At 33.0% G+C, this 24,248-nt stretch carries 25 protein-coding genes; 13 read left to right on the forward strand and 12 right to left on the reverse strand.

The window, feature by feature from the left end:
- Window positions 1-53: 53 nt before the first annotated feature.
- The 4 genes from AAC084_RS20915 to AAC084_RS20930 all read right to left on the reverse strand — a co-directional run bounded on the left by AAC084_RS20915 (window position 54) and on the right by AAC084_RS20930 (window position 4,945).
- Entirely contained in the window at window positions 54-1,967 is a 1,914-nt protein-coding gene (locus tag AAC084_RS20915) for a hypothetical protein (RefSeq protein ID WP_339842239.1), read from the reverse strand.
- Window positions 1,968-2,222: 255 nt separating this feature from the next.
- Window positions 2,223-3,170 (reverse strand): carbon-nitrogen hydrolase family protein, encoded by a 948-nt coding sequence (locus AAC084_RS20920; protein ID WP_339842240.1) that lies wholly within the window; start codon window positions 3,168-3,170, stop codon window positions 2,223-2,225.
- Between the two features lie 142 nt (window positions 3,171-3,312).
- Window positions 3,313-3,885 (reverse strand): DUF2911 domain-containing protein, encoded by a 573-nt coding sequence (locus AAC084_RS20925; protein ID WP_339842241.1) that lies wholly within the window; start codon window positions 3,883-3,885, stop codon window positions 3,313-3,315.
- 109 nt (window positions 3,886-3,994) lie between these two features.
- Window positions 3,995-4,945, reverse strand: a complete 951-nt coding sequence (locus tag AAC084_RS20930) for a metallophosphoesterase (protein WP_339842242.1) — start codon at window positions 4,943-4,945, stop codon at window positions 3,995-3,997.
- Between the two features lie 441 nt (window positions 4,946-5,386).
- Between AAC084_RS20930 and AAC084_RS20935 the strand changes: the two genes are divergently transcribed.
- Entirely contained in the window at window positions 5,387-6,202 is an 816-nt protein-coding gene (locus AAC084_RS20935; protein WP_339842243.1) for a histidine kinase, read from the forward strand.
- On the forward strand, window positions 6,199-6,894 hold the full coding sequence (locus tag AAC084_RS20940) for a LytTR family DNA-binding domain-containing protein (protein WP_339842244.1): 696 nt from the start codon (window positions 6,199-6,201) through the stop codon (window positions 6,892-6,894). The genes AAC084_RS20935 and AAC084_RS20940 overlap by 4 nt, the downstream gene beginning before the upstream one ends.
- A gap of 44 nt (window positions 6,895-6,938) precedes the next feature.
- Here AAC084_RS20940 and AAC084_RS20945 read toward each other — a convergent pair whose 3' ends face one another.
- Together AAC084_RS20945 and AAC084_RS20950 are read right to left on the reverse strand one after the other, a co-directional pair.
- On the reverse strand, window positions 6,939-7,700 hold the full coding sequence (locus tag AAC084_RS20945) for an SDR family oxidoreductase (protein ID WP_339842245.1): 762 nt from the start codon (window positions 7,698-7,700) through the stop codon (window positions 6,939-6,941).
- Between the two features lie 116 nt (window positions 7,701-7,816).
- On the reverse strand, window positions 7,817-8,545 hold the full coding sequence (locus AAC084_RS20950; RefSeq protein ID WP_339842246.1) for a phosphatase PAP2 family protein: 729 nt from the start codon (window positions 8,543-8,545) through the stop codon (window positions 7,817-7,819).
- A gap of 186 nt (window positions 8,546-8,731) precedes the next feature.
- On the opposite strand from AAC084_RS20950, the gene AAC084_RS20955 reads away from it, so the two are divergent.
- On the forward strand, window positions 8,732-9,574 hold the full coding sequence (locus tag AAC084_RS20955; RefSeq protein WP_339842247.1) for a 1,4-dihydroxy-2-naphthoyl-CoA synthase: 843 nt from the start codon (window positions 8,732-8,734) through the stop codon (window positions 9,572-9,574).
- A gap of 321 nt (window positions 9,575-9,895) precedes the next feature.
- Here AAC084_RS20955 and AAC084_RS20960 read toward each other — a convergent pair whose 3' ends face one another.
- Together AAC084_RS20960 and AAC084_RS20965 are read right to left on the reverse strand one after the other, a co-directional pair.
- Entirely contained in the window at window positions 9,896-11,230 is a 1,335-nt protein-coding gene (locus AAC084_RS20960; protein ID WP_339842248.1) for a serine hydrolase, read from the reverse strand.
- Between the two features lie 47 nt (window positions 11,231-11,277).
- Window positions 11,278-11,679 carry a DUF2452 domain-containing protein gene (locus AAC084_RS20965; RefSeq protein ID WP_339842249.1) on the reverse strand — a complete coding sequence of 134 codons (402 nt, stop codon included), beginning with the start codon at window positions 11,677-11,679 and terminating at the stop codon, window positions 11,278-11,280.
- A 107-nt stretch (window positions 11,680-11,786) separates the two neighbouring features.
- Between AAC084_RS20965 and AAC084_RS20970 the strand changes: the two genes are divergently transcribed.
- Genes AAC084_RS20970 through AAC084_RS20985 form a run of 4 tightly spaced genes read left to right on the forward strand, consistent with a single transcriptional unit; the run spans window position 11,787 to window position 15,884 of the window.
- Window positions 11,787-13,298, forward strand: coding sequence for a VCBS repeat-containing protein (locus AAC084_RS20970; RefSeq protein ID WP_339842250.1), 1,512 nt, complete (start codon window positions 11,787-11,789; stop codon window positions 13,296-13,298).
- Window positions 13,299-13,303: 5 nt separating this feature from the next.
- Window positions 13,304-13,714: a hypothetical protein gene (locus AAC084_RS20975; RefSeq protein WP_339842251.1), complete on the forward strand. Its 411-nt coding sequence runs from the start codon at window positions 13,304-13,306 to the stop codon at window positions 13,712-13,714.
- 10 nt (window positions 13,715-13,724) lie between these two features.
- Window positions 13,725-14,396, forward strand: coding sequence for a peptidoglycan recognition family protein (locus AAC084_RS20980; protein ID WP_339842252.1), 672 nt, complete (start codon window positions 13,725-13,727; stop codon window positions 14,394-14,396).
- Between the two features lie 24 nt (window positions 14,397-14,420).
- Complete coding sequence (locus tag AAC084_RS20985; protein WP_339842253.1) at window positions 14,421-15,884, forward strand: M14 metallopeptidase family protein; 1,464 nt, start codon at window positions 14,421-14,423, stop codon at window positions 15,882-15,884.
- Window positions 15,885-15,962: 78 nt separating this feature from the next.
- On the opposite strand, the gene AAC084_RS20990 is transcribed toward AAC084_RS20985, so the two are convergent.
- The gene (locus AAC084_RS20990; RefSeq protein WP_339842254.1) at window positions 15,963-16,793 is read right to left on the reverse strand and encodes an OmpA family protein; all 831 of its coding nucleotides are present in this window, start codon (window positions 16,791-16,793) and stop codon (window positions 15,963-15,965) included.
- A gap of 205 nt (window positions 16,794-16,998) precedes the next feature.
- Window positions 16,999-18,090 carry a VWA domain-containing protein gene (locus AAC084_RS20995; protein WP_339842255.1) on the reverse strand — a complete coding sequence of 364 codons (1,092 nt, stop codon included), beginning with the start codon at window positions 18,088-18,090 and terminating at the stop codon, window positions 16,999-17,001.
- Between the two features lie 210 nt (window positions 18,091-18,300).
- Here AAC084_RS20995 and AAC084_RS21000 point away from each other — a divergent pair, with 210 nt between their 5' ends.
- From AAC084_RS21000 to AAC084_RS21010, 3 genes are read left to right on the forward strand one after another with little or no spacing between them, the layout of a single operon-like run.
- On the forward strand, window positions 18,301-19,311 hold the full coding sequence (locus AAC084_RS21000) for an XdhC family protein (RefSeq protein ID WP_339842256.1): 1,011 nt from the start codon (window positions 18,301-18,303) through the stop codon (window positions 19,309-19,311).
- Window positions 19,308-19,952: a nucleotidyltransferase family protein gene (locus tag AAC084_RS21005; RefSeq protein WP_339842257.1), complete on the forward strand. Its 645-nt coding sequence runs from the start codon at window positions 19,308-19,310 to the stop codon at window positions 19,950-19,952. The genes AAC084_RS21000 and AAC084_RS21005 overlap by 4 nt, the downstream gene beginning before the upstream one ends.
- The gene (locus tag AAC084_RS21010) at window positions 19,927-21,030 is read left to right on the forward strand and encodes an amidohydrolase family protein (protein ID WP_339842258.1); all 1,104 of its coding nucleotides are present in this window, start codon (window positions 19,927-19,929) and stop codon (window positions 21,028-21,030) included. The genes AAC084_RS21005 and AAC084_RS21010 overlap by 26 nt, the downstream gene beginning before the upstream one ends.
- A 2-nt stretch (window positions 21,031-21,032) precedes the next feature.
- Here the strand turns inward: AAC084_RS21010 and AAC084_RS21015 are convergent, their stop codons facing one another.
- Entirely contained in the window at window positions 21,033-21,230 is a 198-nt protein-coding gene (locus tag AAC084_RS21015; RefSeq protein WP_339842259.1) for a hypothetical protein, read from the reverse strand.
- A 94-nt stretch (window positions 21,231-21,324) separates the two neighbouring features.
- Between AAC084_RS21015 and AAC084_RS21020 the strand changes: the two genes are divergently transcribed.
- Window positions 21,325-21,813: a sigma-70 family RNA polymerase sigma factor gene (locus AAC084_RS21020; protein ID WP_339842260.1), complete on the forward strand. Its 489-nt coding sequence runs from the start codon at window positions 21,325-21,327 to the stop codon at window positions 21,811-21,813.
- Between the two features lie 3 nt (window positions 21,814-21,816).
- Window positions 21,817-22,416, forward strand: coding sequence for a hypothetical protein (locus AAC084_RS21025; RefSeq protein ID WP_339842261.1), 600 nt, complete (start codon window positions 21,817-21,819; stop codon window positions 22,414-22,416).
- A 5-nt stretch (window positions 22,417-22,421) separates the two neighbouring features.
- Here AAC084_RS21025 and AAC084_RS21030 read toward each other — a convergent pair whose 3' ends face one another.
- Window positions 22,422-23,051 carry a GntR family transcriptional regulator gene (locus tag AAC084_RS21030; protein ID WP_339842262.1) on the reverse strand — a complete coding sequence of 210 codons (630 nt, stop codon included), beginning with the start codon at window positions 23,049-23,051 and terminating at the stop codon, window positions 22,422-22,424.
- Window positions 23,052-23,212: 161 nt separating this feature from the next.
- On the opposite strand from AAC084_RS21030, the gene AAC084_RS21035 reads away from it, so the two are divergent.
- The gene (locus AAC084_RS21035; RefSeq protein ID WP_339842263.1) at window positions 23,213-23,995 is read left to right on the forward strand and encodes a hypothetical protein; all 783 of its coding nucleotides are present in this window, start codon (window positions 23,213-23,215) and stop codon (window positions 23,993-23,995) included.
- Window positions 23,996-24,248 lie beyond the last annotated feature (253 nt).

A 24,248-nucleotide genomic window follows, 5' to 3' on the forward strand; every position in this document is an offset into this window, starting at 1 on the left:
AATATTGCCTCAGATTAAAGAAGAATTTGTTTGTTTTTTACCTCAGTTCTTTGTTAGGCAACGTTATTTTCACCGTAATAGTAATTTCGATTATCTCTTTTGTCAATTTCTATTTCGCCTTTGGGTTCAAGAACTCTAGAACACCAAGCTGAAACTTTTTGTCTATTACAGCCAACTGCATTTGCAACTTCAACAGCTGACATAGCTTCGTCTTTTTGTAAGGTTGCAATTAAACCTAAAATTTTCACTTCTACTTCCGCAAGATTTCCTCCATATACTTCAAATTCTTGATGTATGATTTCTTCTAATTTACTGTCATCTTCAAAACAACGTTTCACTTTGGCTGGTGGAAGTTCCTCTTCTTGATATATTCTATTACATTCAAGACATTTGTAGCTTTTTAGTTTTGTATCGGTAAAATAACTATCGAAGTCCGATAAAACAGAATCATACACGAAACGAACTGCCGTATATTCATCTTTATTTTCAGCGTATTTGATATTTAGGTCTAAACAAATGTCATAATCAATAGAATACAAATCATAATGGCCACCATATTTTGAAGCACGTCCTTCTTCTAAAAGGTGAACCAAAAAGTTTTCTTTAAAAACATTAAAATATTTACTACGATTAGGGTCGATTAGTATGTGACTGGCAGGTCGGTCTGGATGTTTATTTTTTTCTGCAACAGCTTTAGCCATTATGGCATTCCAAATATCATTATAAAAACCTGGAATTAATTTTCGTTTTAAAGCTCCAGAATATTGCTTCTGGTAAGTCTTACGAGCAGACCTTATACCATAATTTAATTCTGATAAACCAAACTTGAAATCATTTACTTCAGCTTGTTTCCATGTGTTTTGAAGAATTAAACCTATAGTCCTTGTTACTCCAATTGATTCTCTAGCTATTCTAGCGAAGATTTCAGTTTTATTTCCTTTTAACAAACTATCTAAAGAAACTTCATCCGCATAAATATTTAGCCTCTTTTGTATTAGGTCAGGAATTGCATTTTCTAATTTTTTCAATGTTGGTGATAAACCACCAAGACGTTCTACGTGTTCATTTAAATCTAATGGAATCGGAAATATATCTCGTCCAATTATTATTTTATCTCCAAAATCAAATCTATCCGTAATAACGCCAACTTTAACAAACAGATTAGTTTTCGAACCTAAAAAGCTTTTCAATAATTTTGAAAATTTTGCTTGATAATCTTGATTTAAATCAGAATATTCATCAAGGAAAAGATATACAGAATCGATTTTGGCCTTTTTTAAAATCTCATTGATTTTATTTAAAAACTCTTGAACATTCAAACCTTTAGTTTGAGAGTATGTTTTGGATTTTTCAGAAGATACTTCGTCTTTAATCTTCATCGAAAGTCCTAATGATTCTGGAGAAATACTTAATCCTGCCTCATCAGTTAATATAGAAGCGTTTTTATCAGTAATGTCAGTCGATTTAGATTGAAAAACTGTTTTTCCTTCAATCAATATTTTTTCAATATATTCTAAATCTTCAATTGCTGGATTATTTTTTCGAAAAAGGCCATAGGATTTAGCGTCATATATGGATTCTAATTGTCTGCCTAGAGAATCAATAATTTGGCGAACGAAATGTATTTCAAATAATTCAAAATTATCTTTATCAAAAATATCACCACAATTACTTAAATCAATATAAATTGGAAGTACTTTTCTATCTAAATATTCAGATTTTTCTTTACCTCCTATTGTTTTTAAACATTCAAAATATCCTTTTAGTAAAGCCGTTGTTTTTCCAGTACCTCTTCTTCCTGAAATATAATTATCCTGTTTTTGTAAAATACTGCCGATAGAATTAAAGAAGTCCACGAAATAATTGCTCAAATTTTCCAACTCTACAAAATCATCTAAAGAAAGATAATCAGCTCTCAAAATTGAGTCAAATGCATTTTTAATCTGTGTCTTTTCTTTTATTTCCATAGTTTTTTTCTAATGTTGCCTAACGGCGAGCTAAGAGGAGTTTCAATTCCTTTTAGCGGATGATAACGAAGTTCGCTGTTTCACATTTTGGAGTCAAGTACTTGTTACTGTGTTTTATAAGAAGTTATTAACTGTAAGCTCACTTAGAATACCAAGTCAGTAGTAAAGAGTGTATCTGTGAAATCATCTTCCATTCCCTTTAACGTATCTAGGTCACAAGTCGATAATTCTCTTTTTACAACTAGTGCGCCAAATTTATAAATTTCTTGAAGTATCAAACCCTTCCTCAATTTTAATGTCAGGTTGGTTTACGACATTAAATTGAAAAATATCATCTCTTGAATAATGACCGATTACGTCAAAATCTAATTTGGCAGAAACTATTTCATCTAAATCTAACTCAGCAATTAAAGCACCGGCTTTATCAAATAAAGGTCCGGCAATTACTTTACCCAACGGTGAAACGATTACGCTGCCACCACGACATAAATTCTCTGGTTCATCTTGCACAAGATGCTGGTATTTATCTGGGTACATTGACTTGGTGTAGAACTGATTGCAACCTAAAACAAAGCATCTGCCTTCTAAAGCAATGTGTTTCATGGTAGAGGTCCATTCTTCTCTTGAATCTGCAGTAGGCGCAATGTAAATCTCTACACCTTGCTTGTACATGGCCATTCTCGCCAAAGGCATATAATTTTCCCAGCAAATGAGTCCGCCTAGTTTTCCTATTTTGGTATTGAAGGTCACCAAAGATTCGCCATTATCTTCGCTCCAAATAATACGTTCACTACCTGTAGGTTTTATTTTTCTATGAACACCCAATAGGCCATCGGTAGGGGAAATATAGAGCATGGAACAAAACAGGCTACCGCTATTCGATTGTTTTTCAGTTATCCCTATGACCAAGTAAACATTCTCAGCTTTAGCTAGCTTTTCAAGTCTTTTCAGCGCCGTACTTTCTAAATCTAAACTGTTTTTATAATACTCAGAATATAGGTTTCTACCTTCATCTGTTCTTCTGCCTACTACTGCGCCAAAAGAAAAACCTCTAGGATAACCAGGAATAAATGACTCAGGAAATACAATTAATTCACAACCTTGTTTCGAGTAGGTTCTAACTAGGTCTTCTATTTTTTGAATTGTTTTCTCCTTATCAAAGAAAACGGGACTATCTTGAATTAAGCAGACTTTTAGTTTCATGTTTTGTAATAAGAATTGATATAAGTGAGATAAAAAAGTAGCTATTTCTCTTACCTTATAATTCTATTTATTAAATGATAATGGTGTATGGCGTTTTAAAATATAAAGTCAAATACTCTTGTATGCTGGTTACTGAAAACTTTTAGTAGCTAACTGGTAGTTCAACTCTTATCATATCCCACGCAATGTACATGATAGCTTTTCCTTCTTCTAAATCTTCAAATTGTATAGAGAATTCCTCAACTAATTCTTTACTATGTATCACTGGAGTTTCAACTCTTAAAACATCATGATCTTTATTGTAACTATAGTGGCCCCAATAATCTAAGTCAGAACTAAATATTATTGTCCATTGATCTTGGGTAGGAATAGCAAACATAGAATAGGTTCCCTTTTTAAGTATTTTACCTTCAATTTTTATGTCTTTATAAACCTTTATCTCTGTAGCTTCATTTGCACCAAGACGCCATATTTCGTTGTACTTAACCATGCCACCAAAAACCTCTCGGTTATTCTTTTGAGGCCTGCTGTAATCAACTTTGAGTATTGGAGACTCTCCAAGATTTCTTTCAGGAGCAAATTTTCTGTCGTGAGCAAAATGATCTGGTAAATAGACCCTGTCTAACGGACTTTTATCAAGTCCACGAAATTCTTGCGCTACGGCATTAATAGAGATTAAGCTAAATAGTGCAAATACTGCGATAATTTGTTTCATGCTATTATTTATTGAAGTTAAATCTAGTATTTAAATTTAGGAGTTATAAACGTATTATACGATTAATAGACTCAATATTATGATTACAATGACCCACATATATTACGATTTAGAGTTCTTTTAAAGCTCCGTCTGCCTGAGCCCTATAGTATTTATCATTTTTTATATATAGTCCTTCTGAACTTTTAGAAGGCCAATTTTTATTATAATCCTTCGGATGTTTTACATCTATGGCAATGACTTTTCCTTCAAAATATGTTTTTGGCATCCATTGTATGGTGTGGCCGACAATAATGGATTTGGCATTAAATTTACGAATGCCTTTTTCTACTTCTTCTTGAGACAAATCATCTTTAAAATATCCCCGATACCAACAGATTCCTTTCTTATTAGAGATAATTAATTGTTCTATACTTTCTTCGGGTTTTGGAAAGTAAGAATTGTAATAATTAGCACGATTAATTTGATTGACTTGGTCAATTGTAATGTCATAATCTGCAATATCTGGATGTATACCACCGTGGGCAAACAAATTTCCGTTGATACGCTCTAAGGTATTTTTACTGGCCATCCATCGCCCAATAAATGATTGTTGGTCGTATAGATTGTGATGTTGTTTACCTAAAATGGAAGCAACACCATAATATTTGTGCGAAGCTGAATTATACTTCCCTTGCATGTTATAAAGTTCGTGATTTCCTAAGATAAAATGTACATGACCGCCATGTTTCTTAGCTTCTTGTTCTAGCTTATAAATAAACCAAAGTACATGGGTAGTTGAATAACCGCGATCGACAAAATCACCCACAAGTACTAAATGACCTTTCCCGAATGTCCAATCTAAGTTTTTATTAATGACCTTATTTTGAATTAGAAAATCGCGAAACGTTTTGTACCCACTTTCAATATCAGAGACCGCCAATATCGGTTCGTTATCATCATAGGTACTTTTTGGTATTTCAAACTTTGAAGTCAGTGAGAAATGAAACGTTGTGGAATCTAATGGAAAAAAGCAACTCGCTTTAATTTCTTTAGCGGAGTCATACTTTTTTTCATCCAAATAAAAACCATCGGTTTTATTCCCTTTAATATAATTGACGGCTAACGTACTATCATTTTCATAGAATACATATGGTCCTTCATTATCAAGATTTGTGCTTATTGGGTTTGTACTATACCCTATACTACCATGTAATGATACTACAACGATTGTACCGATAAGTAATATGGAAATAATGGTTGCGAAAATGTGTTTGAAATAGCGAATGATTTGTTTTTTTATTGTGATTTTATTTATACTGTTCGTTTTTTGATGATGGCGAAAGTCTAGAGAAACACATAGGTTTTATAATTTTTGTGATAAGGACTCTATTTTTCGGGGTATAAAACATATAACTCGGTGCGAAGCATTGTTGTCAAGCCCTTACCGTTTTATAAACCTGAAACAGAACCGTTTATCACTATAATTCTATTGCCATTTAGATTCTACTACTTTTGTAGTATGATTTCAATACTTAAGAAGAACAATTGGCTAATCGTTAAAATTTTAGCTCTAATCAGTATACTGATTCCGTTAGGTATAATGGCCTATGAGTTTATCGTTTTAGGTAATGAATCTGTGGTGTTTTTAGAAGATTATCCTGTAGCCGTCGGTGTAATCATCATAATCTACTACACTATTCTTTTGGTGATTGGTATACTTTGGATACTTTCTCAACTATCTTCTTTATTGACATTAAGAAATGAAACGAGAAAGAATGAAATTCAGCATTTACAGAGTCAGGTAAATCCCCATTTCTTCTTTAATATGCTCAACAATATCTATGGATTAGTAGATAAGGATACAGAAAAGACCAAAAAACTTATTTTAAAATTGTCTGAGCTGATGCGCTATAGTATTTATGAAGGAGAAAAAACTACAGTTACCTTAGCAGATGAAGTTGCGTATATTCAGAACTATATAGCGTTACATAAAATTAGGTATCATAAGGCTATAGATATTCAATTTAATACGCAAGTTGAAGAGAATAGCACTATAATGCCCTTATTACTGATTATTCTAGTAGAAAATGCATTTAAACATGGGGTAGAAAATTTAAGAGAAAATGCTTATGTTCATATCAATTTAAAGGCTGATAGTCACAAGTTGGTTTTCGAGATTGAAAATAACTTTGACGAAAAAGAACTTCCAGAAGAAGAGGGGATAGGTCTCAAAAATTTAAAACGACGACTACATTTGGTATACCCCAAAAAATATACACTTAATAGCTCATCAAATAATGGTATTTATAAGGCACAACTTGAATTGCAATTATGACGCGATATTTAATTATAGATGATGAACCCATAGCTCATGATATCATAAAAGAATATTGTGACTTGCTGCCCAACATGAAATTAATGAAGCATTGCTATGATGCTTTAGACGCTTTGGAATACTTAAGAGAGAACACGGTTGATTTGATTTTTTTAGATTTAAATATGCCAAAGCTAAGAGGTTTTGAATTTTTAAAAACACTAACGAATCCGCCAAAAGTAATAGTGACTACAGCCTATCAAGAACATGCGCTTGAAGGTTATGAATTGAATATTGTAGATTATCTTTTGAAACCTTTCAGCTTTGAACGGTTTTTAAAAGCAGTCAATAAATCAATTATTTTTAAACGAGATAACACTAGTGTACATCCCAAACAATCTGGTGATGAACGTATCTTTTTTTACAGCGATAAAAAACATATTCAAGTCTTAATTTCAGATATACTCTATATCGAAGCTGCAGGCAATTATGCTAAAATTGTTTTGAAGGAAGGTAATTTGGTGATACGAGAAAAGCTATCCGATGTTTTAGAAATGCTTTCACCGAATACGTTTATTCAAGTTCACAAATCTTTTATAGTCTCCAAAGTACATATCGATACTATTGAAGGTAATAGAATGTTAATCAATAGTCATAAAGTTCCGATTGGCAAGTTTTATAAAAGTAAGGTTCACTCTAGTCTGAATTTGTAACTCTTATTGCTTAATATGAGTCTAGGTTATGTTAGTGTCAAATATTAAAGCATAATTCCACCAGAAGCTTCAATACGCTGGCCATTAATCCAACGGGCATCTTCAGTGCACAAAAAAGCGACGATACCACCGATATCTTCCGGTTCAATAACACGACCTAAAGCAGTATTCTGACTTATTAAAGCACGTTTCTTATCATTTTCCTTATTCTCACCACCACCAAAATCGGTAGCAACAGCACCAGGAGCAACAACATTTGCTCTAATTTTTCTACCACTTAATTCTTTAGCTAAATATTTAGTAAATACTTCTACAGCCCCTTTCATACTGGCATATGCCGATGAACCAGGTAAAGAGAACCGAGCTAAACCAGAAGAAATATTAATAATTCCGCCACCATCTGATAATAAAGGAGCTGCCTGTTGACTTAAAAAATAGACTCCTTTAATGTGAATGTTCATCATTTCGTCAAAATCATCTTCTGTTGTTTCTAGAAATGGTTTATAAATACCGGTTCCAGCATTATTAACCAAATAATCAAAAGATTTTGAATTGTACGTTTCAGAAAGATAGTTTGACACTTTATCAAAAAATGCTTTAAAAGTTGAACTGTCACTCGTATCTAATTGAAATGCTACAGCTTTTTGACCTAGCTTTTCAATTTCTGCTACTACAGTATCAGCGGCTTCTTTATTGGAGTGATAGGTTAATACTACATCCAATCCTTTTTCAGCAATTCGCAATGCCATATTTTTTCCTAATCCGCGGCTACCACCAGTGATTAAAGCAATTTTATTTGTTGACATATTTGTTTTTATATGGAAGAGTATTTTAGATAAAACTTACGAAGTACTAAAGTATCAAAATCGTAAAGTTCTATCTCTTAGACTACGTTATTATTTTATTAAAATTATGTGACGTTTTATGTTTGCGGGTCACGTCTAAATAGTTCTATTAAGTCGAAAATCAACACACAGAAAACTACCCAAATAAACCCGGCAATAAATCCGCCAGCAACATCTGATGGAAAATGTACTCCTAAATAGATTCGGCTTATTCCGATGCTTAATATCAGTAAAACCAAAACGATTATCAATACGTATTTAATTACCTTTTGAATCTTAAATTTTGTTACAAGAAAAATCAAGAATCCATAAAAAGCCATGGCACTCATAGCATGTCCGCTTGGGTAACTAAGAGTCTCTACAGATACTAAGTGTTCAATACCTGGTCGTGCACGGTCTATAAATCGTTTTAATATCATATTGGAAACTGTGGCCAGAGCGAGCACCAAAGTTGCCTGTGCTACATATTTCCATCGTTTAAAAACGAATAAAGAAACTACCAGAAAAACTCCTAACACAATCAAATAACCATAGGTATCGCCCACATTAGTAACAAACTTAAAGTAAGAAGTTAGTGTAGGTGAGCGGTATGAAATTACGTAGTCTGTAATGGCTGAATCATAGTTAGCAAGAACTTCTGTTTTTAAGGTTTCAGTAAGTTCTATAAATGCATTTATTCCTCCAACAACTACAATCAACGCAATAATAACGGTTATTAAATAAGGTAATGTAGTGTTATATTGATTTAATTTATCCGCTAAAAATTTACGAACAGATTTAATAAATGAAGAAAGAATTTGTCTCATGCTAAGCCGACTGGTTTATAGTGTAAACATAGCTGAAATTGTAAGAAAGTACTATTTCATTTGAATAGATAAATAACTTGTTTGCGTTAATTACTTAAGGTTTACTACCTACTAGATTGGTCTACACATTTGGTAAGCTGGGTTTTGAACCCTTATCTTTATACCACAATAGAATCGTTAGAAATTATGAAATCACCTAGTTGGCAAACGGCCATTGAATTTGAAGATATTACTTATAAAAAATGTGATGGTGTAGCGCGTATCGCATTTAATAGACCGAACGTTCGTAACGCTTTTAGACCTCATACTACAAGCGAATTAATTAAAGCTTTTTATGATGCACAAGAAGATACTTCTATTGGAGTTGTGTTGCTTTCTGCAGAAGGCCCTTCAACTAAAGATGGAATTTGGTCTTTTTGCTCAGGAGGTGACCAAAAGGCTAGAGGGGAAAAGGGATATGTTGGTCAAGATGGGCAGCATAGACTTAATATTCTAGAGGTTCAACGAATGATTCGTTTTATGCCAAAAGTGGTTATTGCAGTTGTACCAGGTTGGGCAGTAGGCGGTGGACACAGTCTTCATGTAGTTTGTGATATGACTTTAGCAAGTAAAGAACATGCTATTTTTAAACAAACCGACGCTGACGTTACTAGTTTTGACGGTGGTTATGGTTCTGCGTATTTAGCAAAAATGGTAGGGCAGAAAAAAGCGCGTGAAATATTCTTTTTAGGAAGAAACTACTCTGCACAAGATGCTTTTGATATGGGAATGGTGAATGCCGTAGTACCACATGATGAATTAGAAGATACCGCTTTTCAGTGGGCACAAGAGGTTTTAGAAAAATCTCCTATTTCAATTAAAATGTTGAAGTTCTCTATGAACCTAACCGACGATGGTATGGTTGGGCAACAGGTTTTTGCTGGTGAAGCTACTCGATTGGCATATATGACCGATGAAGCAAAAGAAGGTAGAAATGCTTTTCTTGAAAAGCGGAAGCCAAAATTCGGTAAGGATAATTGGTTACCATAATTTGGTTATCACTTCGGCTCCACTCAGTGACCTTCATTTAGTATTTGGCCGATAGCTTTTGGCTGTTGGCTTTTTTTATTATAGAATACTTAAACTTAAACTGGGATTTCCCGAAACTAAAAAGAGTCTAACCGTTGAAGGTCAGACTCTTTTACGAGAACACTATATGAAAATGAAAAAATTTAATTCGTTTTTTATAACACTGTAAATGTATATATGATCCTTAGTTTTTAGAAACTTATGTTGCTACCTAAGAGAAATGTGTTGTGAAATTGTGCTAAAGTGTGGTATTGAATTAAAAAGGGTAAAATTTTAACCCTGTTATCGAATAGATGCGATTATTTCTTTTAGTAGCGTATTAAATTGTTCGTCGGTCTGCTCTTTTAACCCCATACGTACTACAACCAAATCTTTAGAAGGTATAATAAACACACGTTGCCCTTGAAAACCATTTGCCGAGTATAACTTATGTGAAATATCTGGGTATTTACCTTCAGCATTCAACCAGAAATGAGCACCGTAGGTTCCATTAGAGTCTTTTGTAGGTTTTGAAACATAATCTGCCCAAGATTCAGAAAATATACGTTCTCCGTTCCAATCTCCTTTATTTAAATACAAAAGTCCGAATTTAGCCCAATCACGCGTAGTAGCCCATCCGTAAGAAGATAATACATAATTTCCTGCTAAATCAGTTTCTAAAAGCGCGGAGTTCATTCCTAGTTTATCAAATAATGATTTATATGGAAAATCAAGATATTCTTGATGGGTTTTGAACTGCTCACGCAGAATACCAGAAAGCAAATTAGTTGTGCCCGATGAATAATTCCAAACTTCTGTTGGTGGAGCAATAACTTCATTATTTCGCTGTGCCAAGGTCATATCTGAGGCTAAGAATAGCATTCGTGTAACATCGGATATTTTAAAATAATTTTCATCCCAAGCCAAACCACTTTGCATACGTAGCAAATGATTAAGTGTAATATTAGACTTTTGACTGTTCGTCCCTATTTCTTCTGAAAAGGGTTCGGAATTTATATCTAGTTTTCCTTGATATTCTAGTATTCCATATAATGTAGCTAAAATACTTTTGGTCATAGACCAACCCAAAATAGGTGTGTCTTCAGAATAACCACGTATATAACGTTCCCCAATTATTTGGTTTTTATGAACTACTAATAACGATCTTATTTTTTCTTGTGGATCTTTAAATGCATTTGAGAATGCTACTTCTAACTTGTCGTAATCCACATTTTCTAACAGTGTAACAATAATTCCATTATTGCCGTAAGGAAAATGTAGGCTGTCTTTATTAATGCTTCGATTAGGAACTATATCGAAATTATGTTTTGAAAACTCTTTGTTGGTTAATACAGCACCTATACCTTCTTTATAAACCGCTTTTCTAGGCATTAGGCCATATACTGTTGCAGTAGCAGATTTGTCATTCTCTGAGACCTCACAATCCGACAAATTAATAAGCGTCATTTCATGATCATTTAAGGTAACATCTACAGGATCTCTATGGGCTATAAAAACATTAGAAGCCATATTTTTAGAGGCAAACCCAGAAATGAGATTTAGCTTAGGATAGTTGAAATATCCAAATAGGATAACTCCAATGAATACAATACCTAGGAGCAATTTAAATTTTCTCATTTTTTAATTTATATGTTTTATTTATCAGTTGGTGATTTTAATCTATTTTATAATTTCTCCCAAGTTTTATCAGAAGTTAACCTAAAACTACCTAAGTGTTTAAATGTACATTCTAAAGGCGATATAAGTGATAAAAAGGTGCTTTCATCTTTTGATTTATATAGATGATATTCTTTTCCTACAATGGGTTCAAAATTGAATTTAGCACTGTACACGAGATTATTGTACTCAAAATTATTCATCATCTCGTTATACGATTTTTGAAGTGCTTCATATTCGGCCTTAAACTGGTTATTGGCACTAATAATGTGCGTATTTTTCCATGAAGTAACATCTGGCGGAGTTATTTTAGGGACAGAGACACCTGTTGCAAAAGGTGATAGTTTCCCATGGTATTCTTGGGTTTCTTCATTAAATACAATATTATCTGGTTTTTTGTCTTTTTTCATAGCATTACAAATTTAAAGAAAAGCCTTCATTTATCATTTGCGAGATTTTAAGGGTATAGGTATCTTCCATACTTATTTACGCAATAAATACAATCATTATAATTCCGATGGGTTTTAAAACTGTTTTTTATATTTCTTTTATATTTCTTTTTATTTCATGTTCTTCAGAAAATCGACCTAAAGAGGTTGTTTTATATGAGAATTATTGTGCTAGTTGTCATATAGCACCCGATATACAAGATTTACCCAAAGACATTTGGGAAAATTTTGTATTGCCTGATATGGCTGCTAGAATGGGGATTATAACTTCAGAGAATCATCCTTATTATAAGTTATCCTTTCGTGAACAAATGGCCGTTATAAAATCAGGCGTTTATCCTAGTAAACCTATTATCAATGAAAAAGATTGGGAACTTTTAAAAAATTATATAATTGAAATGGCTCCTGATAGCTTGGTCAATAATGCAAATGAAACCAGTGGCTCAGTCTTAAATCAATTTAATGCTACACCAGTTATGTTAGATAGTGTTGAAGGTAGTTTATTTACCTTTTTGAAAATAGACTCCATAAATAACCAAATACTAACTGGTAACCGAAAGGGAGAATTATCCTCATATAACTTAGCGACCAAAGAGAATAAATTCATTGGTTATTTTGATCTTGCAATCACAGATGCAAGAATAGTTGGTGACAGTGTTTATGTAACCAATATGGGTATCATGGATCCGAATGAAATTCCTCGAGGAAGATCTATTCTTAGAAATGGAAATAGTACGGCCGTTTTGCAAGATTCATTGCATAGACCTGTACATACTTTATATATTGACCTGGATAAAAATGGCTCTGAAGAAATTATCATAAGTGAATTTGGAAACCTTAGAGGTAAATTGACCTTACTTGAAAAAGATTCTTACGGTTTTTATAAAAATAGAACTTTATTGAATCTACCAGGTGCGATTAGAGTGATACCAAAAGATATGAATAATGATGGTAAAGATGATTTGGTAGTTATGGCCGCCCAAGGTGATGAAGCCGTCTATATTTTATATCAGAAAGATAATTTAGAATTTTCGGTTGAAAAAGTAATTCGATTTAGTCCGGTATATGGATCAAGTTGGTTTGAACTAGTTGATTATAATGGTGATGGGTTTGATGATATAATTACCGTAAATGGGGATAATGCTGATAAATCATTTGTACATAAGCCTTACCATGGTATGCGAATTCATTTAAATGACGGCGAAAATAATTTTAAGGAAACTTATTTTTACCCTTTGAATGGTGCTACTAGACTTATCGCTAAAGATTTCGACCAGGATGGAGATATAGATTTTGCGCTATTGGCAACCTTTCCTGATTATGAGAAACACCCTGAATATAATTTTGTTTATTTGAATAATGTGAACAGTAGTAATTATACTTTTAAACAAGAACTTTTAGCAGATACAAAAATGGCAAGATGGTTTTTGATAGATTCTGCAGATATTGATGGCGATGGTGATGAGGATATTGTCTTAAGTGCACTAACATATTCATTTACGCCTGTACCCAAAGAATTAGAAGAGGCATGGAGTGAAAGTTATACAGACCTTTTAATTTTAGAAAATAAATTACATTAGTAGTTATGATAAAAAGGATAATCATAGTATTCATAAGCTTTACAGTAATTTGCTGTGTAGATAAAAGCTTGGATGAAAAATATGATTGGGTTCCTTTACAAGTAACCGCTACAGCTTATAATTCACTTCCTTATCAAACGTCATATGAACATCCGGCAATAACAGCATGGGGAGATTCCATAAGGCCAGGCTTAAAATGGATCGCCGTATCTCGAGATTTATTAAATAAAGGACTTATTTATAATACAATGGTCAAGATTGATACTTTCGAAGGTATATTTATTGTAAAGGATAAAATGCATTCTAGATGGAAGAACAGAATCGACGTCTATATGGGAGAAGATGTAAAAAAGGCAAAAGAATGGGGCAGAAGAAAAGTGACTATTGAATACGCTGTTTTAAAGGATAGTTTATAAAAATTAATAAATGAGAATTATATTATATTATCTTTTGCTAATCTTACTATTCGTATCATGTACTACTACAAAAACGATTATAGAACACCCTATTACTTTTAATGATGAACGTAAAATACTAACATTAGAATATCTTGAAAATAGATATGGCTTAGAGCAAGATACTCCTCAGATTGTTCCTAAAATGATTGTTTTACATTGGACGGTCATTCCTACTTTTGAAAAATCATTTGAAGCTTTTGACCCTGTGGCACTACCCAATTGGCGCCCAGATATTAAAGATGTGAGTGGTTTAAATGTATCCTCTCAATTTATGGTTGACCGAGATGGTACCATTTATCAACTTTTGCCAGAAACAACAATGGCACGGCATGTTATTGGACTTAATCACTGCGCTATTGGTGTTGAAAACGTAGGAGGAACAGATGATTTACCGCTGACAAAGGCACAATTGAAATCTAATATTTGGCTGATTCGATTTCTTAAAAAAAAGTATAATATTGATTACTTAATTGGCCATTACGAGTATACCCTTTTTGAGAATCATCCTTTGGGGTTAGAGAAAGATGCTGGTTACCGAACCAAAAAGACAGATCCAGGACCTGATTTCATGCTAAATGTACGAAAGGCGGTAAGGGATTTAGATTTTAAAGAATTACCTAAAAATCCATCAGAAAATTAAATTATAATTTAAAAAGAATAATTCATGAAGCAAATAGTGCTTGCCATAGTATGTTCATTCTCAATGATAGGATTGAGCCAATCAACAAATTTAACGACGCAGTTATATGATTCCTACGACAATTATAAAGAAACTACAATAGGAAAAAGACGTATTAAAAGAACGGATATACAACCCTTAATTGATAAATATGCTTCTAACGAAAAGTTCAAAGTAAACACTGTTGGTAAATCTATCGGCGGTAAAGATTTGAGCCTTGTTAGTATTGGTACCGGTACTACAAATGTTTTTCTTTGGTCACAAATGCATGGAGATGAACCGACAGCTACACAAGCAATTTTTGATATTTTAAATTTCTTCGATAGTCCCAATTTTAAAGTTGAAAAAGAAGCAATACTATCTAATTTGACTGTTCACTTTTTACCTATGCTAAATCCTGATGGGGCAGAGCTATATCAACGTAGAAACTTATTAGGAATTGACATCAATAGAGATGCTTTACGATTGCAATCCCCAGAGTCTAAAACCTTAAAAAGAGTGCGTGATAGTCTTGATGCTGATTTCGGATTTAACCTTCATGATCAAAGTACTTATTATAATGCTGAGCGCACCGAGAAACCAGCTACAATATCGTATTTGGCGCCAGCCTATAATTATGAAAAGGATATTAATGAAACTCGTGGTAATGCCATGAAAATTATCGTTTTTATGAACGATATTCTTCAAAAATATGCACCAGGACAAGTGGGTAGATATAATGATGACTTTGAACCAAGAGCTTTCGGTGATAATATTCAAAAATGGGGAACCAGTACAATCCTTATTGAGTCTGGTGGATACCCAGAGGATATCGAAAAACAGCAGATTCGAAAGTTAAATTATACATCCATATTATCGGCTATCTACACGATCGCCAAAAAATCTTACGAAGCTATTTCTATTGAGGAATATGAAAAAATTCCTGAGAACGACAGAAAGTTATTCGACCTTAAAATTACAGATGTCAATTACAATTTAATGGGTGAAAATTACACGCTTGATTTAGGGATAAATCAGATTGAAGTTGACTATCCTGAACATAATTCATTTTGGTACAGCAGTCGTATTTTAGATCAAGGTGATCTATCTACATATTATGGTTATGAAACTTTAGATGCTTCTGCTTATACGATTAAACAGGCGAAAGCATATCCGAAGACTTTAAACACAATAGCAGAAGTAAAAGCTTTAAACTATAAAGACCTATTAAAACAAGGTTATGGCTTTGTTAGGATGGCCTCCATACCGGTTAAGGAGATTAACTCACCCTTCCCATTTCATTTAATCGGACCAAAATATAAAGTGCCAGAACTTTTATTACAACCAGGTATCAATCCTACTTTCTTTTTAGAAAAGCATGGCAAGGTTGAATATGCAGTAATCAATGGTTTTTTGGTTAATTTGAAATCAGAAATAATTCAAGTTCCAAACGGAATGATTTATAAATAATCATATCTAGTTTTAGATTATCAACATAAAAAAAGGGGAAGCATTTGCTTCCCCTTTTTAATTTTAGAATCGAGATTCTTATAAATTATCTTCAGCATCTAAGAGTGCAAAGAATTTATCCAAATTAGGTAGGATAATAATTTTCGTTCTTCTATTCATTGCCATGTTCTCTTTAGAGTCATTCTCTACCAAAGGTAAATAGCTACTTCTACCAGAAGCGATTAATTGAGAAGGATCAACGCCGTATTCTTTTTGTAATTTACGTACAATTGAAGTTGCACGTTTTACGCTTAAATCCCAGTTGTCGCTAACCATTGGTGTATTGATAGTTCTAGAGTCAGTATGACCTTCAACCATAACTTCCATACTTGGCTCAGACTTAATAACTTCAGCCAATTTGGATAAAATTTTATTCGCTTTACTACTTACATTATAGCTTGCAGTGTTGAACAACAATTCATCAGAAATATTAATCATTACTACAGTCTTATCTATACTTACATCGATATCTTCACCTTCATCAGATATAGATTGTTTCAATTTATAAGATACAGCCAAGTTCATTGAATCTTGTAATGTCTTAGCACCGGCTAATTTAGCTGGATCAACATTCTTCAATGTATTTCTCATTTTAGCTTTCGTGTTGTTGCTCATTACTGCAACATCATCAACGCTAGTGAACTGACTATCGTTCATCTCTTTTAATGAATTGATTTTAGAATTGTATTCTTCAACACGAGCTTCAATTTTCGTCATTTGAGATTCTAATTCTTCTTTTTCAACTTGTGTCTTTTGAAGTGAACTCTGTGTTTGAGAGAGGTTATCTTCTAAGGCTACATATTTCTTTTTAGAAACACATGATGTAAGAAGTGCTACTGATAATAAAGTAACTAAGGATAATCTTTTCATTTTATACTTTTTAAATTAATAATAGTGTAATCGGTTTTATATACGGGGCAATTCGATAAACGGACGTTTCAATACCTAAGGAGCAATGATTAGAATTAGGATTGAAGCCCTCAACGAAATGAAAATCAATACGTTATTTGCTCAATTTTTAAACAAAAAAAAAGAAGCGTTTAACGCTTCTTTTTATATTTTGAGTGTGAATTAGTTATTCACAACCACCTGTAAATCCGTTTGCACTAAATTTGGTTTGTACTGCACCTTGTCTAGAACCGGTATTCACTTCAATAGCTAAGTTGTTTTCACCACTACCATCACGTTTAGGACTACAGTATTCAAATAAGTAATAACTGTTTGCTCTTTCAGAAACCTTCTCAGAAATATCTCTAAAGGTTCTTTCTAATTCATCTTTATTTTGGGCAAATACACTTGCTGTTTTACCTATTGCAGTCAATACTTCTGTATCTATTTCTGCACCTAGTCCAATACTAAAGAAAGATATGTTGGCATTTGCTTCTTTTACCTTCTTTAAGGCGGCATCTTCAGTATAACGAGATGCTTGGTCAGTACCATCTGTAAATATTACTACAGAAGCAGCTCCAATTTTTCCGCCAGCAGTTGACGTCTGAACCAAGTCTGAAGCGATATCAGTTGATTTTATAACTGCACCGTATAAATCGGTAGAGGGGTCATTACTAATATCGTCGGTAATACCATCAATTGCAGTTGTCAATTCTACCCTTGATGAAGTTAGTTCATTTAATAGATGTAATTCATCTTCACCATCGAACCAGTAAATGGCCATTTTTACAGATTCTTGCGTAGTGCTTGGCATAACAGCATTAATAAAACTGGTAGATGCCAATTTTAACTCTTCTAAACTGCTACTCAATACACTGTTACTTAAATCTAATACCAATAAGGTATTATTAGAAAAGATCTGTGAGTTGGGTGAAATTCGAGCAGAAGATTCTGACGTTGAAATTGTTTTAAAACAATCATCATTTCTACCTTGTTCATAAATAGTAAACTGATCTGCTGTTAAGCCTGGCACTGGGTTTCCGCTAGTATCCGAAACTCTAAAGAAAACAGATACTTTACCAGGTAAGGTAGTATACTGTTCTTGTATTGATAAAACCAATTCACCTTCTTCTAATCCTAAACAATCATCTACTTCTGTACCTTTTCCTAATCCGTCCCCAATGTTCAAATCCAAGTTTACATCATCATCGGCATTACCACAAGAAACAAGTAGCGTCAGTACAAAAAACACACTGAAGGTTTTTAAAAAATTTTTCATATTCATTAATTATAGGTTCATGTAGCAGAACGGACAAAGTTTATTTAAATTATGGGGAATAATAAAATAAATGTTAAAGATTGTTAAAGCAAATATTTCAGACGTATTAAAATGTTGAAATATGCTATATTTCCATTGGTTGACGGTCTAATTTTAGGATTGATTTTAATTATTAAACAGCTAACTTAGATAAGATAAAAGCAGTATTTAATGACTCACGAATTCAAGAGGATTATAAAAGAATACCAAATCGCTGAAAAAACTAACATAAAATGTGTTTTGGCTACTGTAGTAGATTTAGATGGCTCTTCTTATCGTAGACCTGGTGTTCGTATGCTCATTCGGGAAGATAATATAATGATAGGTGCAGTTAGTGGAGGCTGTGTTGAAAAAGAAGTGTTATTTCAAGCTCAATCCGTTTTTAAGAAAAATATTGCCAAACTAATGACGTATGACGGAAGATATCGATTAGGTTGTGAAGGTATTTTATATCTCTTATTAGAAACATTTAAACCAAATGAATCGGTTATTACTGAATTCAATTCCATAATTCATAACCGTAAACCTTTTATCTTAAGTACTTCTTATCAGAAAGAGTATGGTGACCTTGATGGATATGGTACGTTTATATCCTTAAATAATCAAAGTTTTGCTTTTAATTCTACTACTAAAGAGCAGTCTAAAGCTCTTCATTTTGAACAGCCCATGAAGCCTTGTAAACGGCTTTTAATACTAGGTGGTGAACATGATGCTGTACAATTATCGCATTTCGGATTAACTATGGGGTGGGAGGTTACTGTTGCCGTAACACCAAGAGAAGATAAAACAATCAATGATTTCCCTGGAATAGATGCTTTACTAAATTATGAACCTGAAAATTTCCTAGCAGAGAATATAGATGCTAACACCGCTGTTCTTTTAATGACGCATAGTTTTGTAAAAGATTTAAAATACTTAATGGTTCTAAAGAATACTGAACCAATGTATTTAGGACTCTTAGGACCTGCTAAAAGAAGAGAAAAATTATTAGCTTCTCTATTGGAAGAAGATATGGATATTGACCTAGATTTTCTAGAAAATATTCATGGTCCGGCCGGGTTAAATATTGGTGCAGAAACGCCTCAAGAAATTGCTATTTCAATTCTTGCTGAAATATTAGCCGTTATACGTAAAACGGAGCCAATTATGTTGAGAGACAAGAAGCAAAAAATACACCATTGAAAGAAATAGAAGTACAAATAGCCATCTTGATAATGGCAGCAGGCGGTTCTAAACGCATGAATGGCATTAAACAATTATTGCCTTGGAAAAATTCTAATTTCTTATTGGAAACAATTAAAACGGTTCAAAAAAGTAAGGCAACCACGACTTTTGTTGTTTTAGGCGCAAATGCTGAAAAAATACAGAAAGATTGTAATATAATAGAAAATGGGGTAGAAGTGATTATCAATCCTCATTGGTATTATGGGTTAGGAAGTAGTATAGCTTTTGGCGTACAAGAATTACTTCAAAAAATTCCTCAACCCGATGGTATTCTCATCTGCCTTGCAGACCAACCTCTTTTAACCTCAAGTTATTTTGATTCCATCATTAATCAATTTGAAAAAGAGACCTCGAAAATAATTGCAACAAACTATGGGAAAAGGGTAGGAGTACCTGCATTGTTTCCTAAATTGCTTTATGATGATTTAGTGCATCTAAAAGGCGATCAAGGAGCAAGAGATTTACTGAAAGCTAAATCCATTAATATAGTTTCCTTAGATACACAAAATCAACTTATAGATATCGATACCAAAGAAGAATACCATAAGTTAATTACACAAACCAATATCAATAATGAAAAAAAGTCTGAGCAAAATTAAATCAATAATCTTAAGCGTTATACTATTCTTAACGACACTATCCGTTATAGCGCAAGACATGGGTTTTGAAGAATACAACCCTACTTCTACACTGGTGGTACCCGGTAATGAAATTACAAAGGCTAAATTTCCTTTTATAGATGTTCATAGTCATCAAAGAGATATGTCGGTTGAAGCTTTAAATGGTTTAGTTGCTGATATGGATGTAATGAATGAAGCCATTATGGTTAACCTAAGTGGGGGTTCGGGAGAAAGCCTCAAAGAGAAAGTTGACAATATCAATAAAAGCTACCCTAATAGATTTGCGGTATTTGCCAATGTAGATTTTGAAGGAGCTAAGGATATGGAATGGGGTAAAAAAGCGGCTAAACAATTAGAACAAGATATTAAAAACGGAGCTAAAGGTTTAAAAATTTTTAAAAGTCTCGGACTTAGAAATAAGGATGCGGATGGTAATCGTTTAGCAATCGATGACCCACGGTTAGACCCAATTTGGGCCAAGTGTGGTGAAATGGGCGTACCGGTACTGATACATGCCGCAGATCCAAAATCTTTTTGGGATAAAATGGACTCTGAAAACGAGCGCTGGTTAGAGCTAAAGACGCATCCAAGAAGAAAACGTACCGCTACAGATCCTGCACCATTTGAGCAAATAATACAGGAACAACATAATGTTTTTAAGAAACATCAGAATACAAAATTTATTAATGCCCATATGGGATGGAATGCCAATAACCTTGAAAAATTAGGAGAACTGTTAGATGAAATGCCAAATATGAATGTTGGTATTTCTGCTGTTATTGCAGAATTGGGTAGACAACCTCAGAATGCTAGGGCCTTCTTTATCAAATATCAAGATCGGGTACTTTTTGGAAAGGATAGCTGGAAACCAGAAGAATTCCCTACCTATTTTAGGGTCTTAGAGAGTAATGATGAGTACTTTCCATATTATAAGAAATATCATGCGTTTTGGGCCATGTACGGACTAAACTTGCCTGACGATGTATTGAGAAAATTATATTATCAAAATGCATTGAATATAATACCTGGCTTAGATTCTTCGCTTTTTAAAAACTAGAATTATACTTTTCTTAGTACAACGTTTTCTTCAAAGACCGGAGTGTCTTTTACATCTTGAAAAATACCGCATGATACTTGCTTTTTAGCTAGTGCTGTGGTATTTTTTCTTTTTGTCAATGTCTCAATTTCCTTGTTTAAAAATTGCATGTCAGAATATTTTTTAAATCGAACGTATATATACGCCTCATGTTGTTCCATTAATAATGTATTTACCTAAAGTTAAAAATGAATTTGCTTAATGTGTGACAAATTTGAAGAGCGACATACTAATGGATAAACGAGTTATTTGAAAATGTCAAAAGAAACAGTCTTTACCGATTTAATTCGTAAACATCAGGCTCTGCTGTACAAAGTTACTTCTGTCTATACCGATAACAAACAAGATCAAGAAGATTTATTTCAAGAAGTGGTATACCAACTCTGGAAATATTTTGATTCTTTTAGAGAAGAATCGAAAATAACAACTTGGATGTATCGCGTGGCCATGAATACAGCAATAACGCAATTAAAAAGAAAAAAGAAAAGACCGGAAGCACTTAATATCGTAGACGTATTAATAAAACAAACAGATTCGAAAGATGAAGTATTTGAAGAGCGTCTGCGGTTGCTTTATCAGCATTTACAACATCTAAATACCTTAGATAAAGGTCTTATTTTTCTATTGCTAGAAGGGAAAAGTTATAACGAAATTGCCCAAATTACTGGACTACAACCTAGTAATGTAGGAACGCGAATTTCACGGATAAAGAAAAAACTAAAAACAAACATGACTAAAAATTAAATCATGGAAATAGAAGAATTACAAACGGCTTGGTTACAAATGAGTACTGAATTAGAACAACAGAAAAAATTAACGAACGACATAATATTGAACATGACCAAAGAAAAGTATAGGAACAAATTTAAAACTGTGACAACCTATGAAACTATAGGTGCTTTTATTTGCTTCTGTATTGCATTAATGGTAATTCTTAACCTAGGTAAACTAGATACATGGTATTTACAAATTTGCGGAGTTTTCACACTAGTTTATCTTATAGTACTACCTATTATGGTATTAAAAACATTGAAAAAGATAAAAAATATTGATATATCGAATGGTTCTTATAAAGAGAATTTAGGGGTTTACTTAAAAACGAAGAATAGACTTATGCGACTACAGCAAATAGGTATTGGTGTTGGTTTTATTGGGTTGTTTTTCATTGTTCCTGTAACCTCAAAAATAATATCGAATAAAGATGTGTTTTTGACTAGTTTGAAAACAGAACAGTTTATAGTTTTTGGAATTACGCTAGTTGTATTGGCTTTCTTCTGTAGGTGGGCTTATAATGGATATCAGAAAATTACTCAATCTGCAGAAGTAATAATTAAAGATTTAGAGTAAGAAACTTACTCTGTGAGTTTCTTCTGAATATAATTCAATATTAACATCCAGTTCATTTTTAATAGGAGGGAAGCTGTAGGAACATTATCATCTGCTATGGCTGCAATAATTGACTCATGTTGATTGTCAGATTTGTTGTAGAATGAATCATCATTTGTAAAGGCATGTTCGTAAAAGAATATCCGTGTTTTTAAATCATTCAATATTTGCAATGCCAATTCATTTGCATACCCTTTAGTAAGCAATCTATGAAACTCTAAATCTGCTTGAATTCTAGAAATAGCATCTTGGGCATTTTCAAAGACTTCTTGTTGTTTTCTGAGATTAGAGATGTCGTCTTCGTTAAATTCTGAATTTTCAATAGCCATTACTTCAAGATTGGCTACCAACCCGTATAAATCCTCAGCTTCTTTAACATCTAATTCTGCAATGATAAAGCCTCTGTTAGGTACAGCCTTTATAATATGTGCTTGCTGCAATTGTGTTAGTGCTTCCCGAATAGGGGTAACACTGATGTTTAAATCTCGTGAAAGTGCAGCTAAATTAATGGTTTTGCCTGTTCGAAGGTTTCCCGTTACCATTTCAGATAACAGATAATCACGTACCTGATCTCTTAAATTAATCTTTACTAACATACCTCTAATATAATATATCGTATACGATATTAACTATTATTCTATACTCTTTATTGTAAAATTTCTCTAGAGACTATTGACAGTAACTGTTAATTCTAACTTTTTCAATACTTTATCTAGCTATTTGGCGTTTATATCGTCAACCCCACAAATAATTAAATATGAAAAATATAAAATCTTCAATTAGAAAATTGAGCTTAATATTTACGGTAATTTTTATAGGATATAGCTGTAGTGATGATTCAAATACGGATGAAGAAGTTGTTTTAACCCAATCTGAGTTAAAAGCAGTTTTAGAAACAGATAATATTACGGGTGGTGTAGATGTAGCCCTTTTTGACATGTATGAAAGTGCAGGTGCTTCAGGTAAATCTACAAATAATGAGTGCTATAGCGCTGTATATTCCAATAACGGTTACACGGCTACATTTAATAATTGTGTTTTAAATGGAACTGAAAATGTTAATGGCACTTTAATAGTCACTTATGATACTCAAGGTGTGGAAGGTACTTTTACAGCTAGCTATGTTGACTTTTACGTTGGTGAGTTAAAAATTAATGGTTCTAGATCATACGTCTTCGGCACTAATTCTAACGAGACCTCAGTAACATTTCAGGTAACCAGCGATTTGACTGTAGAAATGGAAGATGGTTCATTGATTTCTGATAATGGAACAAAATCATTTACTATATCCTTCGGTGAATCTACAACCTATAGTATTGAAGGCAGTTGGACAGTGGTTTATGAAGGAAATACATATAACGTAACTGTTAATTCCGCATTATCAAGTGAAATTGGCTGTGCTTATATTTCAACTGGTGATATGAATGTATCTAAAAATGGACTTTCTGTTAATGTGGACTTTGGAGATGGAACGTGTAACGATGTTGCTATATTAACTTACCCTAGTGGTGTTGAAGAAGAAATTATTCTAAGAGATTAAGTTTGAAAGATTACTATTTATAAATAGTGAAGGATAAGATTTTTTTAATCTTATCCTTTTTTGTTTTACTAATAATTGAAAACTGAAAATATAGTTTCCTTTACCCTTTCCAATCTATTTTAAGTTGTACTTAACTTTTGAGGTATAAAAGCCAACATTAAATTTTTAAAGAAAGGCGCCCAAGTTTTATTATTGTATTTAATGGGTGTGATTTCTTGATGATGCCCATTGTACCCTTTTGCTATTCTTGAAA

It is taken from the genome of uncultured Maribacter sp. (assembly GCF_963977385.1).
Taxonomy (GTDB): domain Bacteria; phylum Bacteroidota; class Bacteroidia; order Flavobacteriales; family Flavobacteriaceae; genus Maribacter.